Genomic DNA, 15,862 nt, shown 5'->3' with positions numbered 1-15,862 from the left:
GCCCGGCGCGGGGTCGGACATCAGAAATGGTGGTGGTTTTCCAGCAGGGCCCTGCGCGTGGTCGGGCTTTGCAGCTGGTTCAGCCACCACTGCAGTGCCCGCCCGGGCGCCGTGAAGCCAGGTCCACCCCATGCGTAGTGGATGCGCATGTTGCGCTCAGGGCGGGCCACGCGGCGCGCCACCAGGTGGCCGGCTTCCAGGTAGGGGCGCACCATGGGTTCGGGCAGAAAGCCGCCGCCCAGGCCGCGCAGCTGCGCTTGCACCTTGGCCTGCATGGTGTCCACGGTGAGCACGTCCTGCCCGCCCAGCAGGCCCATGGTGGCGCCACCGCGCCGCGCAGAGTCGGCCACGGCCACGGCGCGGTGCTGCAGCAAGGTGGCGTCGGTGATGGGTTCGGGCACCGAGGCCAGCGGGTGGTGGGGCGCCACCACGTAAGTGAACAAAAGCTCGCCCAGCAGCCCCTGCTGCAGGCCGGCCACGTTGGAGCCCTCGACCGAGACGCCGATGGCCAGGTCGGCATGGCCCGATGTCAGTGCTTCCAGGGTGCCGGTCATGATGCCGTCGCGCAGCTTCAGGTGCGTGGGCGGGGCCATGGCGTAGAACGCATCCACGAGCTCCAGCAGGGTGTGGGGCGAGACCACGCCGTCCACGGCAATCGTGAACTGGGGTTCCCAGCCCGTGGCCACGCGGCGCACGCGGTTGGCCACGGCATCGATCTCGCGCAGCAGCCGTGCGCCCTCGCGCAGCAGCTCGGCGCCGGCTTCGGTGGGCCGTGCCTGGCGGGCCGTGCGGTCAAAGAGCAGCACATCCAGGGCGTCCTCGATCTGGCGCACCCGGTAGGTCAGCGCGCTGGGGACCAGGCCCAGGTGCCGGGCCGCTGCAGCAAAGCTGCCGGTTTCCGAAATCACCTGTAGCATGGCAAGGCTGTCCGGCGTGAGAACATCGTAGGGGTGGGGCATGGTGCGGAAATATTAGTTCAGATATTTTGAACGATTCCGACAATCCTGCAGGCTCCGCGATGGCGGCCCGCCCAATACAGTGGAGTCTTGAAAGGAGCAATCACCATGCTGACTGTTCGTAAATCGCAAGACCGGGGCCACGCCGACCATGGCTGGCTCAATTCCTTCCACAGTTTCTCGTTTGCGGGTTACTACGATCCCCGCCATATGGGCTTTGGCAACCTGCGCGTCATCAACGAAGACCGCATTGCATCCGGCACCGGCTTTGGTACCCACAGCCACCGCGACATGGAAATCATCAGCTATGTGCTGTCGGGAGAATTGGCCCACAAGGACAGCATGGGCAACGTGAAGGGCATTCCCCCGGGCGATGTCCAACGCATGAGCGCCGGCACTGGCGTGACGCACAGCGAGTTCAACCATGCTGCCGGCCAGACCACGCATTTCCTGCAGATATGGATCCTGCCCAACGTGCGGGGCATTGCGCCCAGCTACGAGCAAAAGACTTTTGCCGACGCTGAAAAGCGCGGTGTGCTGCGGCTGGTGGCATCTCCCGATGGTGCGCAGGGCTCGGTCGTGGTGCATGCCGATGCCGCGCTGTATGCCGGGCTGCTGGATGGCCTGGAGGCCGTCACCCAGCCCCTGAACCCGGCTCGCAAGACCTATGTGCACCTGGTGCGCGGTGCGCTGCGTGTCAATGGCCAGCCATTGGCCGGCGGCGATGCCGCGCTGCTTGAAAACGAGTCCTCCCTGGCGTTGACCGATGGCCACGACGCCGAGGTGTTGGTGTTTGATCTGGCCGCTTGAGTTATTGAGTTTTTTTCCTTCATCTTTTTCAGGAGTCCACCATGCTTTCTTCTCTGCAAAATCCCCTGGCCCTTGTGTCTCGCCTGCTGTTCGCCGTGCTGTTTCTGCCCGCGGGCATTGGCAAGTTCACCGGCTTTGCCGGCACGGTGGGCTATATCTCTTCGGTGGGGCTGCCCATGCCCACCGTGGCGGCGGCCGTTGCCGCAGTGGTCGAGGTGGTGGGCAGCCTGGCGCTGATCGTGGGCTTTGGCACGCGCTTTGCCGCGCTGGTTCTGGCCTTCTTCACGCTGGTGGCCAGCTTCTCCTTTCATCCCTACTGGGCGGTGCCAGCCGATCAAGTAATGATCACGCAGCTGCTGTTCTTCAAGAACATCGCCGTGGTGGGTGGCTTGCTGGCGCTGACGGCGTTTGGTGCCGGCGCCTGGAGCGTTGACGGCCAGCGCGAAGGCCGCTGAGCCTCGATGGTCCGGCCCCCGTCCCCTGGGCGGGGTCCGGAGTTCTTGTTTCCACGCAGAAAGCACCACCCTCCATGTCCCTGATTGCAGTGGTTTATCACTCGGGCTATGGCCACACCCAGCGCCTGGCGCAGGCCGTGGCCGACGGCGCCGGTGCCGATGCCCAGCTCATCGCGATTGATGCCGACGGCAACCTGCCCGAAGGCGGCTGGGACACCCTGCTGGCCGCCCAGGCCATCATCCTGGGTTCCCCGACCTACATGGCGGGCCCCAGCTGGCAGTTCAAGAAATTTGCGGATGCCTCGTCCAGGCCCTGGTACAACCAGGCTTGGAAAGACAAGCTGTTTGCGGGCTTCACCAACAGCGCCAGCCCCAGTGGCGACAAGCAGATCACGCTGGACTATCTGTTCCATCTGGCCATGCAGCACGGTGGCCTGTGGGTGGGCGCGGGGACCCTGCCCGCCAATGCGAAAGCGGCCACGCGCAGCGATGTGAACTGGCTGGGTGCGTTCAGCGGAGCCATGGCACAGTCGCCCTCCGATGCCTCTGCGTCCGAGATGTTTGCCGGCGACCTGGAAACCGGCCGGCGGCTGGGCCAGCGCGTGGCAGCGGTTGCGGCGCGGCTTGGTTCCTGATCCACTGAACCCTTTTGGAGTCCGAAATGGCCATTGAGCTCAATCGCATCACATCCGCGCCCATGGCGCAGACGCTGACCATCCGCAGCCACGCGCTGGTGGTCGATGGCACTGCCGAAGAGGGTGGAGACGACGCCGGCCCCAATCCGCACGACCTGTATGACGCGGCGCTGGGTTCGTGCAAGGCCCTTACCGTGCTCTGGTATGCGCGCCGCAAGGGCATCCCGGTGACCGACGTGCGCACGGTGATCGAGCGCGACGCGTCGGCCGAACGCGCGGGCACCTACCGCCTTGCGGCCCGCATGCAGATCAGCGGGGATCTCAGCGACGCCCAGCTGCAGGAGCTGCAGGCCGTGGCGCACAAATGCCCGGTGCACAAGCTCATGACGGCCGTCACCACGGAAATCACCACCACCGTGGAGCGCATGGCATGAGCGGCGAACCTCTCCTGCGGCTGAAGGGGCACGACAAGGATCTGGGCGGTGGCTTCACTGTGCGCCGCCTGCTGCCTTCGCTGCAGCGCAGGACCGTAGGGCCTTTTCTGTTCTTTGACCACTTTGGCCCCGTCACGGTGCACCCGCGGGACGAGTACGACGTGCGCCCGCATCCACACATCGGCCTGGCCACGGTGACGTATCAGTTCGAGGGTGCGATGATGCACCGCGACAGCCTGGGTTCCCTGCAGCAGATCGAGCCCGGCGCCATCAACTGGATGACCTCGGGGCGTGGCATCGTGCATTCCGAGCGCCGCCCCGAGACCCTGGCCGGTCGCGACTACGTGAACCATGGCGTGCAGCTGTGGGCTGCGCTGCCGCGTGAGCACGAGGAGGTGGCGCCCGCCTTTGTGCACACGCCCGCCGAGGCCATCCCCGAGGTGCGCGTGGGCGACGCCGTGGTGCGTGTGCTCATTGGCACCGCTTTTGGGCAGACCTCCCCCGTGGCTACTTTCGCCCCCACGCTGTACCTGGACGTGCAACTGCCCGCTGGTGCCGCTCTGGATCTGCCCGCGCTGGCCCCCGAAATGGCGATCTACAGCGTGAATGCCGACCTGTTGCTCGACGGCGAGGCCGCGCCCCTGCCGGCGCTCACCCTGGGCGTTCTGCCCCAGGGGCAGGGCACCACGGTGCGCTGCCCGGCAGACGCCGTGACCAGCCCGCCGACCCCTCCAGGTGCTGGTGCGCGCATCGTGGTCATCGGTGGTGCACCGCTGGATGGGCCGCGCCACATGTGGTGGAACTTTGTCTCCAGCCGCAAGGAGCGCATCGTGCAGGCGGCGCAGGACTGGGAAGACCAGGCTATGGGCAAGGTGCCGGGCGAGGTGGAGTGGATTCCATTGCCCGAGCGCCGTTTCAAACCCTGATGCCGGTGGCCAGGCCGCGCGCGAGCGTATTTTGATGAAATAAGGGTCTAGCGCTTATGGGATAAGCGCTTTCTGCTCACTTCTCAATAGCGTTTTCAGGCGCGGTGCGCAGGGTGCCGGAGGACAGGTCGGTGGCCAGCGTGCGGCGCTCGTCGAACACGAAACAGCCGCCGTGGTAGTGCGCGCCATCTGTTTCCTCGAAATATTTCAGGATGCCGCCTTCGAGCTGGTACACGTGGGTGAGGCCCTCTTCGCGCATCAGGATGGCGGCCTTTTCGCAGCGGATGCCGCCCGTGCAAAAGCTCACCACCGTCTTGTCCGCCAGATCACTCTTGTGGGCCCGCAGCGCCGGGGGGAACTCGGTGAATTTGTCGATACGCCAGTCGATGGCGTTGTCGAATGTGCCTTCATCCACCTCGAAGGCGTTGCGCGTGTCCAGCGTCACCACGGGGCGGCCCGTGTCGTCATGGCCCTGTTCCAGCCAGCGGCGCAGGGTGGCCGGCGTGACGGCAGGCGCCCGGCCCTCGGAGGGCTGGATCGCGGGGTGGTCCATGCGGATGATCTCGCGCTTGACCTTGACGAGCATCTTGCGAAACGGCACGGTGTCTGACCAGCTCTCCTTGGGGGCGAGGTCGGCAAAGCGCGGGTCGGTGCGCAGGGCATCGACAAAGCCGTGCACCGCCGCTGCCGGGCCCGCCAGAAACATGTTGATGCCTTCATGGGCCAGCAAGATGGTGCCCTTGAGCGCAGCGGCCAGGGCGCGCTCGTGCAGAAGATCGCGCAATGCCGCTGCATCCGGCAGGGGCACGAACTTGTAGCAGGAGATGTTCAGAACAGTATTCATGGCAGAAATTTCGCGATGGCACCTTGCCCGCATCCGGGCACTGCGCCGGGGTCACTCTCCGGCGTTGGGTACCCGCAGCGGGGATTCGATCTTGCTGGCCAGCTGGGCAAGGGCCGGTGACGCGGCACAGCCCGGTGTCCGCAGCAGCGCTTTTGCAGTGGGCGCTACGGAGGGGGTTGGGTGGCTGGATGAAGGGGGCAGCACGTCGCTCATTGCATAACCTTCAGTTGCTGCAGTGCACGCAGGGCCTCGGCATCGGTGCGGTACATGGCCAGCCCCGCGCCGGGCGCCAGCACCCCTGCGCGGCGCAGCACCTGCTCCACCGGAAGCTTGAGGCCGCTCAGATGCAGCGTGCCTGTTCGGGTGCGCATGGTGGCCAGCAGGTTGGCGAAGGTTTCCACACCGGTCATGTCAATGCGGTTGATGGGCTGGGCCAGCAGGCAGACATGCACCACATCGGGGTGTGCAGCCAGGTGGTCCATCACCCGGCGTTCGAGTGCGCTGGCGGAGGCAAAGTCGAGTTCGGCGTCCATGCGCAAGGCCAGCAGGTGCGGCGCCAGTGCCGGCAGTTGCCACAGGTGCCGGTCGCGCAGGCTGCCGTCGGGATGCAGCCCCACTTCGATGATGCGCGGGTGCAGGCGCTGGTAGAGGAAATGGCTCAGGTTCATCAGCAGGCCCACCAGCACACCCCAGTACATGCGGGGGGCCGTGGCCAGCGTCAGGCCAAAGGTGATGCCGGAGATGACCGCCTCGACGCGGGAAATGCGCCACAGCCGCAGGAAGCTGGCGGGTTGGATCAGGCTGGTGACGGCTGTCACCACCACGGCTGCCAGCACCGATTGCGGCACATGGTAGAGCGCTGGGGTCAGCCACAGCAGCACCACCAGCACCAGCGCGATGGCAAACACGGTGGCCCAGCCGCTGCGGGCCCCGGCATACAGGTTGATGGCCGAGCGCGAGAACGAGGCGCTGGTGGCGAAACTGCCGCACAGGCCGCTGCTGATCTTGGCCAGGCCTTGGCCGATCAGGTCCTGGTTCTCGTTCCAGCGCTCGCCCGAGCGCTGGCTGTCCACCTTGGCACTGGACGCTGTCTCCAGGAAGCTCACCAGCGTGACCACCAGCACCGGCATCACCAGGGCCGCAAAGCTGGACCAGGGCAGGACGCCCGGCCAGTAAAGGCTGGGCAGGCCGGCAGGCAAGGCGCCCACCACTGCGCCGTCGGCCTCGGCGTAGCCCAGGGCCCAGCTGAGGGCCCCGGCCGCCCCCAGCACCACGATCGCGGCCGGAAAACCCGGACGCAGCCTGCGCGCCAGCATCAGTAACACCAGGCTGCCCAGCCCGAAGGCTGCTGCGGTCAGGTCGAAGTGGCCCAGCGAGGGGGTCGTCCACAAGGCCCCCAGATCGGAGCGCAGACCTGTCAGCGCGCCGAGCTGAGACGACAGAATCAGCAGCGCCGCCGCCTGGGTGAAGCCGTTGAGCACCGGCGAGGTCACGAGGTTGAGCAGCCAGCCAAAGCGCGCCAGTCCCATCACCAGCTGCAGCAGGCCCGACAGGATCGCCATCCAGGCGGCCATGGCCACCCACTGCGCGCTGCCGGGCTCGGCCAGGCCCGAGAGCGACGCGCCGATCAACAGGCTGGTGAGGGCCGTGGGCCCCACTCCCAGGCGCGTGGAAGCGCTGAACAGCACGGCCACCAGCGCCGGTACGAGGGAGGCATAGATGCCTGTTACCAGCGGCATACCCGCCAGGGCGGCGTAGGCAACGCCCTGCGGCACCAGCATCAGGCCCACGGTCATGCCGGCCCAGAACTCCCCCCTGAGCAAGGCGCGGTCAGGGCGCGGCCAGGCCAGAAAAGGCAGCCAGCGGGACAAAGGGTGAATCGACATCCCCACTATTGTCGCTGTTGTGCGGGCTCGGCGCCTTGCGCGCCGCGCTGCGCGCTCCCTCTGCGGGAGGGTAGTGACTGGCGATGTTGTCCTACAGTCCATTCGGCGCTTTCCGACCCTGGCGGGTGTGTAGCTTGCCTACATTCACACCATCTTTAAGGAGTCGCACATGAATATTCGCCATTTCCCGCACAGCAGCTCGCAGCGCATCTGGACCATTCTCGGTGCCAGTGCCCTGGCGTTTGGGCTGGCCGCCTGCAGCAAGCAGGAGGAACCCACCGTGGGACAAAAGCTCGATTCCGCTGTGCAGAAAACCGAACAGGCAGCCGCAGAGGCGCAGACAAAGGCCGAAAGCGCACTCAAGAATGCGGAAACCAAGGTGGAGGAAGGTGCCGCCAAGGTGCAGTCGGGCGCTCAGGAAATGGGCAGTGCCGCGATGGGTGCCGTGGATGACGCCACCATCACGGTGCAAGTGTCTGCCGGCCTGGCCAAGGACCCCGACCTGAGTGCGTTCAAGATCGATGTGGACACCCGTGCCGGTGCCGTCACGCTCACAGGCCCCGCACCCAATGCAAGCGCCCGCGAGCGTGCTGAAACCATCGCCAAAGGCGTCAAGGGTGTGATGTCGGTGACCAACAACCTCAAGGTCGCCAGCTGATATCCGGCATCCTGGGGGCGCCGCTGGGGATGCGCTTTGGCGCGGACGTGCGGCAGTCGGACGGTGCTGTCGCGCGCTACCATGCCAGGCATGAATGAAGACTCCGCTTTCGGCCCCGCCACCCGCATCGTCCACCACGCCTACACACCTCCCGCCGGGTTTGTCGCACCCCAGCCTGGCGTTTTCAAGGCCTCCACCGTCATTTTTCCCAACGTGGCGGCGATGCGGTCGCGCGAATGGAAAGACAAGAGCGGCTACACCTATGGCCTGCACGGCACGCCCACCACCTTCATCCTGGAAGAGCGCCTGTGCGCGCTGGAGGGCGGGCTGCAGTGCGTGCTGGTTCCCAGCGGCCTGGCGGCGATTGCCAACGTGGCGCTGGCCTTGCTCCGGCCCGGGGATGAAGTCCTGATTCCAGACAACGCCTACGGCCCCAGCAAGGATCTGGCCAACGGGGAGCTGGCCCGTTTCGGCATTCGCCACGTACTGTATGACCCCCTCGATCCCGCGGATCTGGCCGCGCGCATCACTTCGGCAACCCGGCTGGTGTGGCTGGAAGCACCCGGGTCGGTGACCATGGAGTTTCCCGATCTCTGCGAACAGGTGCGTATCTGCCGTGCCCGGGGCGTGATGTCAGCACTCGACAACACCTGGGGCGCCGGCCTGGCGTTTGCACCCTTCGATCTGGGCGGGGATGGCAGCGGCAGCCTGGCGGTCGATGTATCGGTCCATGCGCTCACCAAATACCCCAGCGGCGGTGGCGATGTGCTGATGGGCAGTGTCATCACGCGCGACCTGGCCCTGCACATGAAAATCAAGCTCACGCACATGCGGCTGGGCCTGGGCATTGCCGCCAACGACGCAGAAGCCGTGCTGCGCGCCCTGCCCAGCATAGGCTTGCGTTACCGCGCGCACGACGCGGCGGCACGCCAGCTGGCGCTGTGGATGCGGCAGCAGAGCGCCGTGGCCCAGGTGCTGCACCCGGCACTGCCCGGCGCCCCGGGCCACGCCCACTGGCGGGCCCTGTGCGGCGCTGCCAACCATGGCGACGGCGCTGCGGCTGGCTTGTTCAGCGTGATGATCGATGCGCGCTACAGCCAGGCCCAGGTCGATGCGTTCTGCGACGGCCTGCGCCTGTTCAAGCTGGGCTACAGCTGGGGCGGCCCCATGAGCCTGGTGGTGCCCTACCAGCTGGCGTCCATGCGCAGCCGCCCTGTGCCGCACCTGCAGCCTGGCACGCTGGTGCGCTTTTCTGTGGGGCTGGAGGAGGTGGAAGACCTCCGCCAGGATTTGCAGCAGGCCATGGCCCGGGCTTTCGGCGCGGTCTGATGGCCTGATGGCACGGGGGCTGGCCGCTGGGGTGGTAGTTTCCTCAGTGGCGCGTAGCGGGCAGGTGGCTTAGGGTGTTGACATATATCAACGGGCGTTGCGCCCACCGACCCAGCCCGTCTCCGCAACTTGTTGCCATTACCGCCATGTCCGCACATCCCTCCGCCCAGGTTTCGCCTGCCACAGCCGTGGCGATCACGCTCAACCCCCTGCGCCTGACCGATCCTTTTCGCTGGTTGCGCAAGGGCATGCAGGATGTCGCCGCCGCCCCGGGCATTGCCCTTTTTTATGGCGCATTTTTCTGGGGCATGGCGCTGGTGCTGGGCTGGGTGTTTCGCACGCGGCCCGAATACACCATGTCGCTGGCCAGCGGATGCCTGCTGCTGGGGCCATTTCTGGCGATGGGCCTGTATGACACCAGCCGGCGCCGCGAGGCGGGCCAGCCGTCCGATCTGGGGCAATCCATCACCTGCTGGGACAGTCACATGGGCAGCATGGGCATGCTGGTGCTGGTGCTGGTGGTGCTGGAGCTGCTGTGGGGCAGGGCATCGCTGGTGGTGTTTGCCGTGTTCTTCAATACCGGCATGCCTTCCACCACCGGGGTGATGGCGGCCATCTTCAACCCCCAGAACTGGGGCTTTGTCGGCGTTTATCTGGTGGTGGGCGGTGCCTTTGCTGCGCTCGTTTTCTCGACTTCGGTGGTTTCCATTCCGATGATCCTGGACCGTGACACCGATGCGCTGACCGCGGGCATCACCAGCATGCGGGTGGTGCTGGAGAATTCCGCCGTCATGCTGTTGTGGGGGCTGTTGATCACGCTGATCGTCGCCGTGTCGCTGTGGCTGTGGGGGGGCGGCCTGCTGCTCGCTGGCCCGGTGCTGGGCCATGCCAGCTGGCATGCCTATCGCGCGGCGGTGTCTTCTGTGCCACGCGTGGCGGTTTGAGGGCGCCCTGAGGGCAAACTGTTAAAGTGGACTCCTACTTCAGGAAGCAAATACCTTGGCAACACCCAACTACGGATACGAAAAGCGCCAGCGCGAGCTCGCCAAAAAGCAAAAAAAGGAAGAGAAGCTCAAAGCCAAAACCCAGCGCAGGCCCGATGAGCCGCAACAAGACCAGCCGGTCGGCGGGCCTGCAGCGTTTGCCTCTCCCGCACCCGCCGAACCTTCGGAGCCTGCCGGCCATTGATTTTTTCCAGGGCTCTTAACGCAAGAGCTTCTGGAGTTCCGGCCACACGTTGGCCAGCATCTGTGGATGCGCCTCGGCGCGCGGGTGGATGCGGTCTGGCTGGAACAGCCGGGTAGGGTCGGGCCCATCGGCCACGCCCTTGAGGAAAAACGGCACCACACCCGCCTTGTGCGCCTTGGCTACCGCCGCAAAGGTGGACGCAAAACGGTTGGCGTAGTCGGTACCGTAGTTGGGCGGCACCTGCATTCCCACCAGCAGTACCTTGGCTCCCGATTTCTGCGCTGCCTGCACCATCCACGCCAGGTTTTCCTCGGTATTTTTCAGTGGCAGGCCCCGCAGGGCATCATTGCCGCCGAGCTCGATCACCACCTGGCTGGGCTGGTGCTGTGCCAGCAGCGCCGCCAGGCGCGAACGCCCGCCGGAGGTGGTTTCTCCACTCACGCTGGCATTCACCACGGTGGCTGCGATCTTTTCCTGCGCCAGGCGCTTTTCCAGCAAAGCCACCCAGCCGGTGCCGCGCGCCAGGCCGTATTCGGCGCTGAGCGAGTCACCGAGCACCAGGATGACCTTGGGCCGCGCCGAGGCTGTCTGTACCTTGCCGCCCGGTTGTGCCATGGCCACAGGGGTGCAAAGGCCCACCAGTGCGCCGGCTGCTGCTGTCAGGATAAAGTGGCGTCGATGCAGATCGCAAATCACAATAAAAAGCCTTTCATGTCCGAAACCTCCCCCACGCCTGCCACACCCATTATTGCGGTCGAGCATGTATTCAAGTCGGTGACCGACTCCACCGGCACGCTGGACATTCTGCGGGATATCGATTTCCGCCTGGCGCCTGGGGAAACCGTGGCGATTGTTGGCGCGTCAGGCTCGGGCAAAAGCACCCTGCTGTCCATCATTGCGGGTCTTGACACCCCCACGCGCGGCACCGTGCGGCTCGATGGCCAGGATCTGTTTGCGCTGAGCGAAGACGGCCGCGCCGCGCTGCGCGCGCAAAAAGTGGGCTTCGTTTTCCAGAGTTTCCAGCTCATGGGCAACCTCACGGCGCTCGAAAACGTCATGCTGCCACTCGAACTGGCCAATCGCAGCGATGCCCGCGCGGCCGCCACCGAGATGCTCAGGCATGTCGGGCTGGGACAGCGCCTGGGGCATTACCCCAAGGTGCTCAGCGGCGGGGAGCAACAGCGCGTGGCGCTGGCGCGCGCTTTCGTGATGCGGCCGGCCGTGCTGCTGGCCGACGAGCCCACCGGAAGCCTCGATTTCGCGACCGGCGAGACCATCATGCAGCTGATGTTTGACCTCAACCGCGAGCAAGGCACCACGCTGGTACTGGTCACGCACGATCGTGCCATTGCCCAGCGCTGCGACCGCCTCATCAGCATCGTGGCCGGCCAGGTCAGTCCCTGACCCCGCCGACGCTTCAGGGGGCCGGGTGTTTGTGCGCTGGATCTGCCCAGCGGCAGGCCACGGCCGTGAACAGCACATCGGTGGATGAATTGAGTGCTGTCTCGGCCGAGTCCTGCAGGATGCCGATGATGAAGCCGATGGCCACGACCTGCATGGCCACATCGTTGCTTATACCGAACAGGCTGCACGCCAGCGGAATCAGCAGCAGCGAGCCGCCGGCCACGCCCGAGGCGCCACAGGCGCACACGGCCGCCACCACGCACAGCAGCAGGGCGGTCGGTGCGTCCACCGCAATGCCCAGGGTGTGCGCTGCCGCCAGCGACAGCACGCTGATGGTGATGGCCGCACCGGCCATGTTGATGGTTGCGCCCAGTGGAATGGCGATGCTGTAGGTGTCTTCGTTCAGGTTCAGGCGTTTGGCCAGCGCGAGGTTGATGGGGATGTTGGCCGCCGAGCTGCGCGTGAAGAACGCCGTCACGCCGCTTTCGCGCAGGCAGGTGAATACCAGCGGATAGGGATTGACGCGCAGCGCCAGAAAGACGATGAGCGGATTGACCGCCAGCGCCACAAACACCATGCAGCCCAGCAACACGGCCAGCAGGTGCGCATAGCCCCACAGCGCCTGCGTGCCGGCTTCCGCGAAGGTGCTGGCCACCAGGCCCAGAATGCCCAGGGGCGCAAAGCGGATCACGACCTGGATGATGGTGGAGATGCTGGCCGACACATCGTGCATGACGGCGCGCGTGCCTGCGCTGGCGTGTCGCATGGCCAGGCCAAGGCCCACCGCCCAGGCGAGGATGCCGATGTAGTTGGCATTCATCAGAGCCCGCACGGGGTTGTCCACCACGTTCATGAGCAGCGCCAGCAGCACATCCTGGATGTTCGTTGGGCCATTGGCCGCATTCGCAGGCGCCTGCAGCGCCAGGGTGGACGGAAACCACAGGCTGGCCGTGACGCCCACGACGGACGCCGCCAGCGTGCCCACCAGGTACAAAAACAGCACCGGTCGCATGTGGGTGGCTTCGCCGGGCTTGTGGTTGCTGATGGCGGAAATCACCAAGCTGAACACCAGCACGGGGGCTACGGCCTTGAGGGCAGAAATGAACAGCGTGCCCAGAATGGCCACCTTGGGTGTGGCGGCCGGAAGGAACACGGCCAGAGCAATGCCTGCAAACAGGGCTATCACAATCTGCGTGACCAGGCTTGTGCGCTGTACCCAGCGAAGCGGGTGAAGAATCATGGTGTTGAGCAAAGGTAAAACAGGCCAGTGGGTGCGGCAACAAATGCAAAAAACAGCCGCCCCCCAATCGAAAGGGCTGGCGTGATGCCAGCCCGCAAAGCCACACCGGCACACAGGAATCGGCGCAAAAGAGAGCAACGCCGCCTGCGGATCGAGCAATGGAAAGGCGCGATTTTAGGCGCACGAGGGCAAACCCTTGGCGCAAGACCTTCGAGCGCAAGATGCCGTGGTTTGGCCGGTGACCGGGTGCGCGTCAACCTGTGGACCTGGCAATGCCCGGATAATCCCCCCATGTCCAGCCCCAAAGTTCTCTTCGGCTTTCACGCCGTGGGCGTGCGTCTGAAGACCGCGCCGCAATCCATCATCGAGATTTACTACGAAGCCACGCGGCGCGACGCCCGCATGCGACAGTTTCTCGACCGCGCCCGCGAGGCCGGTGCGCGCCTGATCGAGGCCGACAGCGTGCGCATTGCCAAGCTGGCCGGCAGCCACGGCCACCAGGGCGTGGCCGCGCGGGTGGAGCCCGTGGCCCAGGTCGCCTCGCTCGACGAACTGCTGGAAAACCTCGAAGCCGCCGGCATCGAGCAGCCCCTGCTGCTGGTGCTCGACGGCGTGACCGACCCGCACAACCTGGGCGCCTGCCTGCGCGTGGCGGACGGTGCGGGTGCCCATGCCGTCATTGCCCCCAAGGACCACGCCGTGGGCATCAATGCCACCGTGGCCAAGGTGGCCAGCGGTGCGGCCGAGACCATGCCGTACTTCATGGTCACCAATCTCTCGCGCACCCTCAATGAGCTCAAGGAGCGCAACATCTGGTGCATCGGCACCAGCGACGACGCGCCCAAAACCGTGTACCAGGTCGATCTGAAAGGCCCCGTGGCCCTGGTGCTGGGCGCCGAGGGCGACGGCATGCGCCAGCTCACGCGCAAGACCTGCGACGAACTGGTCAGCATCCCCATGAAGGGCGCGGTGGAGAGCCTCAACGTGTCGGTGGCCAGCGGCGTGTGCCTGTACGAAGCGCTGCGGCAGCGGGGCGGCTAGCAAGCCCGTACGGCCTGCGTCATTGCATCGAATGCAGGCCGATCATGTTGCCCTCGGTGTCGGTCACCAGGGCGCAGTGGCCATACTCACCGATCGAAAATTTGGGCTTGAACACCTTGCCACCGGCTTTCTCGGCCCGGCCTTGTTCGACAGCGCAATCCTCGCAGGCAAAGTAGACCAGCGTGCCGCCACCACCAGAGGGCACTCCTTCCATCTTGACCAGCGTGCCGCTGGCGCCCATGGTGGTCATGTCGCCGGGGAAGGACAGCATCTGCATGCCGCTGGCTTCGCCCGCGGGTGATTTCAGCGTCTCCAGCTGGCACTGGAACACCGCTTCGTAGAACTTGCGAGCGCGGGCCATGTCCTGCACGTGGATCTCGAACCAGACGACGGGATTGGGTTTCATGGGTTGCTCCTTGCGTTGCTGGGGGTGAATCAGGCGCGGTGCTCGACGTGCCGCGCAAAGTTGTCCAGAATGGCCTGCCAGCCCTGGCGCTGCTGTTCGGCGCCGTGGCTGTCCTCGGCGTCGAAGGACTCGCGCACCGTGATGCCATTGGCCACTGGAATGAACTCGACCCGCACCGCGCGCCCGTCGCCCAGGGTGTATTCGATCAGGCGCTGCGGTGCGACCAGGGTGTAGGTGCCCTCGAAGTCGAAGCCGACGCTGCCGTCCCGCGCCTGCATGCGCGCGCAGAACTTGCCACCTTCGCGCAGATCGACGCTGGCGCGCGGCGTGTGCCAGTCGGGCGAGGCCGCGTTCCACTGCTCGATGGCGCGCGGGTCATTCCAGGTGGCCCATACGCGGTCGATGGGCGCATGGACAGTGGTTTCGATGGTGATCTTCATGGTCATGCCTTTCGACGGCGCCTGCTCAGGCGCCTGTATAAGCGTGGCGCCGCAGGACGGCATGCGTGGCCTTGTCCGACGCCACGAACCGCACGCATTCGTAGCCCAGCGCCCGCAGGTCGAGCCCCTGGAACAGCGGCTCTCCCCGGCCGAGCAGGACCGGCGCGATGGCGATGTGCAGTTCGTCGATGAGGCCTTCACGCAGGTACTGCCGGATGGTGTTGGCCCCGCCGCCGATCCGCACGTCCTTGCCGGCAGCGGCATCGCGCGCACGGTCGAGCGCCTCATGGATGCCGCCGGTGACGAAGTGGAAAGTCGTGCCGCCTTCCATCTCGATCGGCGGCCGTGCATGGTGGGTCAGGATGAAGACCGGAACGTGGTAGGGCGGGTCCTCGCCCCACCAGCCTTTCCAGGTCTTGTCCTGCCAGTCGCCGCGGAAAGGGGCGAACATGTTGCGCCCCAGAATCCAGGCGCCGACGTTCTGAAAGCCGCGCGCGGCGAAATCATCGTCCACCCCCGTGGTGCCACCGTCCTGGCCGAACAGTGTGCGCTGGAGCGTGCGGGTCGGCAGCAGCCACTGGTGCAGTTCCGTTCCACCGATGCCGAGCGGATCATCAAGGCTCTGGTCCGGGCCGGCGCCGTAGCCGTCGAGCGAGAGGGTGAAGCTTTCCACGCGAACACTTGTCATCGTTTTTTCCTCGGTTTCGGCACCTGATTGGCGTCGGGCATGCAGCCTCGGTCTGGTGCGCGGCAGCCATCAACCCGGAATGTCCGGCTCGACCAGCGCCGCCAGCTGCAGCAGCGATTCCTGCCAGCCCAGGTAGCACATCTCGACCGGGATCGCCTCGGGGATTCCGGCCTGCTCGATGTCCAGCTCGGTGCCGCACGACACGGCGCGCAGCTTCACGGTCACGTGCATCTGGCCGGGCAGGTTGGGGTCGTCGAAGCGGTCGGTGTACTCCACCAGCTCGCCGGGGACCAGCTTCAGGTATTCGCCACCGAACGAATGGCGGTGGCCGCTGGAGAAGTTCTCGAACGACATCCTGAAGCTGCCACCCACTTGGCCATCGAACTGATGGACGTGGCAGACGAAGCCGTAGGGCGGCAGCCATTTGGCCAGGGCCGCGCCGTAGGTGAAGGCGCGGTAGACCTTGTCGGGCGTGGTGCGCAGCACGCGGTGCAGGCGGATGGTTCCAGTGGGCATGATCGG

20 protein-coding genes are annotated in these 15,862 nt (G+C 65.8%); 11 read left to right on the top strand and 9 right to left on the bottom strand.

The features are described from left to right. Positions 1-20: 20 nt before the first annotated feature. Entirely contained in the window at positions 21-959 is a 939-nt protein-coding gene (locus tag BLW02_RS10070; RefSeq protein WP_092698170.1) for a LysR family transcriptional regulator, read from the bottom strand. Between the two features lie 105 nt (positions 960-1,064). On the opposite strand from BLW02_RS10070, the gene BLW02_RS10065 reads away from it, so the two are divergent. From BLW02_RS10065 to BLW02_RS10045, 5 genes are all read left to right on the top strand, one after another. Then, a complete protein-coding gene (locus tag BLW02_RS10065) occupies positions 1,065-1,766 on the top strand; it encodes a pirin family protein (protein ID WP_092698168.1) in 702 nt (233 codons plus the stop codon). A gap of 41 nt (positions 1,767-1,807) precedes the next feature. Beyond that, entirely contained in the window at positions 1,808-2,221 is a 414-nt protein-coding gene (locus tag BLW02_RS10060; protein WP_092698166.1) for a DoxX family protein, read from the top strand. A 74-nt stretch (positions 2,222-2,295) separates the two neighbouring features. Further along, positions 2,296-2,856, top strand: a complete 561-nt coding sequence (locus BLW02_RS10055) for a flavodoxin family protein (RefSeq protein WP_092698164.1) — start codon at positions 2,296-2,298, stop codon at positions 2,854-2,856. A 26-nt stretch (positions 2,857-2,882) separates the two neighbouring features. Next, complete coding sequence (locus BLW02_RS10050; RefSeq protein WP_092698162.1) at positions 2,883-3,290, top strand: OsmC family protein; 408 nt, start codon at positions 2,883-2,885, stop codon at positions 3,288-3,290. Next, a complete protein-coding gene (locus BLW02_RS10045) occupies positions 3,287-4,216 on the top strand; it encodes a pirin family protein (RefSeq protein ID WP_092698160.1) in 930 nt (309 codons plus the stop codon). Before BLW02_RS10050 ends, BLW02_RS10045 begins: the two co-directional genes overlap by 4 nt. Before the next feature lie 76 nt (positions 4,217-4,292). Here the strand turns inward: BLW02_RS10045 and BLW02_RS10040 are convergent, their stop codons facing one another. After that, positions 4,293-5,060 carry a sulfurtransferase gene (locus BLW02_RS10040; RefSeq protein WP_092698158.1) on the bottom strand — a complete coding sequence of 256 codons (768 nt, stop codon included), beginning with the start codon at positions 5,058-5,060 and terminating at the stop codon, positions 4,293-4,295. 209 nt (positions 5,061-5,269) lie between these two features. Continuing rightward, entirely contained in the window at positions 5,270-6,946 is a 1,677-nt protein-coding gene (locus tag BLW02_RS10035) for a SulP family inorganic anion transporter (protein ID WP_092698156.1), read from the bottom strand. Positions 6,947-7,115: 169 nt separating this feature from the next. On the opposite strand from BLW02_RS10035, the gene BLW02_RS10030 reads away from it, so the two are divergent. The 4 genes from BLW02_RS10030 (at position 7,116) to BLW02_RS10015 (ending at position 10,121) form a co-directional block, all read left to right on the top strand. Further along, positions 7,116-7,604, top strand: a complete 489-nt coding sequence (locus tag BLW02_RS10030; RefSeq protein WP_092698154.1) for a BON domain-containing protein — start codon at positions 7,116-7,118, stop codon at positions 7,602-7,604. A gap of 81 nt (positions 7,605-7,685) precedes the next feature. Further along, on the top strand, positions 7,686-8,933 hold the full coding sequence (locus tag BLW02_RS10025) for a PLP-dependent transferase (RefSeq protein WP_092698257.1): 1,248 nt from the start codon (positions 7,686-7,688) through the stop codon (positions 8,931-8,933). A 146-nt stretch (positions 8,934-9,079) separates the two neighbouring features. After that, on the top strand, positions 9,080-9,877 hold the full coding sequence (locus tag BLW02_RS10020; protein WP_092698152.1) for a DUF2189 domain-containing protein: 798 nt from the start codon (positions 9,080-9,082) through the stop codon (positions 9,875-9,877). Between the two features lie 55 nt (positions 9,878-9,932). Next, positions 9,933-10,121: a hypothetical protein gene (locus tag BLW02_RS10015; protein ID WP_092698150.1), complete on the top strand. Its 189-nt coding sequence runs from the start codon at positions 9,933-9,935 to the stop codon at positions 10,119-10,121. Between the two features lie 15 nt (positions 10,122-10,136). Here the strand turns inward: BLW02_RS10015 and BLW02_RS10010 are convergent, their stop codons facing one another. Then, entirely contained in the window at positions 10,137-10,817 is a 681-nt protein-coding gene (locus tag BLW02_RS10010; RefSeq protein ID WP_092698148.1) for an arylesterase, read from the bottom strand. Between the two features lie 15 nt (positions 10,818-10,832). On the opposite strand from BLW02_RS10010, the gene BLW02_RS10005 reads away from it, so the two are divergent. Then, positions 10,833-11,525, top strand: coding sequence for an ABC transporter ATP-binding protein (locus BLW02_RS10005; RefSeq protein ID WP_092698146.1), 693 nt, complete (start codon positions 10,833-10,835; stop codon positions 11,523-11,525). A 13-nt stretch (positions 11,526-11,538) separates the two neighbouring features. Here the strand turns inward: BLW02_RS10005 and sstT are convergent, their stop codons facing one another. Further along, positions 11,539-12,765, bottom strand: coding sequence for a serine/threonine transporter SstT (gene sstT / locus BLW02_RS10000; RefSeq protein ID WP_092698255.1), 1,227 nt, complete (start codon positions 12,763-12,765; stop codon positions 11,539-11,541). Between the two features lie 291 nt (positions 12,766-13,056). Here sstT and rlmB point away from each other — a divergent pair, with 291 nt between their 5' ends. Next, a complete protein-coding gene (gene rlmB, locus BLW02_RS09995) occupies positions 13,057-13,806 on the top strand; it encodes a 23S rRNA (guanosine(2251)-2'-O)-methyltransferase RlmB (RefSeq protein WP_092698145.1) in 750 nt (249 codons plus the stop codon). A gap of 19 nt (positions 13,807-13,825) precedes the next feature. Here the strand turns inward: rlmB and BLW02_RS09990 are convergent, their stop codons facing one another. The 4 genes from BLW02_RS09990 to BLW02_RS09975 form a co-directional block, all read right to left on the bottom strand. After that, positions 13,826-14,212 carry a VOC family protein gene (locus tag BLW02_RS09990; RefSeq protein WP_092698144.1) on the bottom strand — a complete coding sequence of 129 codons (387 nt, stop codon included), beginning with the start codon at positions 14,210-14,212 and terminating at the stop codon, positions 13,826-13,828. A 29-nt stretch (positions 14,213-14,241) separates the two neighbouring features. Beyond that, positions 14,242-14,652 carry an SRPBCC family protein gene (locus BLW02_RS09985; RefSeq protein WP_092698253.1) on the bottom strand — a complete coding sequence of 137 codons (411 nt, stop codon included), beginning with the start codon at positions 14,650-14,652 and terminating at the stop codon, positions 14,242-14,244. A gap of 25 nt (positions 14,653-14,677) precedes the next feature. Then, positions 14,678-15,340 carry a dihydrofolate reductase family protein gene (locus tag BLW02_RS09980; RefSeq protein WP_092698143.1) on the bottom strand — a complete coding sequence of 221 codons (663 nt, stop codon included), beginning with the start codon at positions 15,338-15,340 and terminating at the stop codon, positions 14,678-14,680. Positions 15,341-15,409: 69 nt separating this feature from the next. Beyond that, positions 15,410-15,856, bottom strand: a complete 447-nt coding sequence (locus tag BLW02_RS09975) for an SRPBCC family protein (RefSeq protein ID WP_092698142.1) — start codon at positions 15,854-15,856, stop codon at positions 15,410-15,412. Positions 15,857-15,862 lie beyond the last annotated feature (6 nt).

The organism is Acidovorax soli (assembly GCF_900107605.1).
GTDB lineage: Bacteria > Pseudomonadota > Gammaproteobacteria > Burkholderiales > Burkholderiaceae_C > Acidovorax > Acidovorax soli.
The sequence above is the reverse complement of the archived record's forward strand: the minus strand, read 5'-3'. Positions and strand labels throughout refer to the sequence as shown.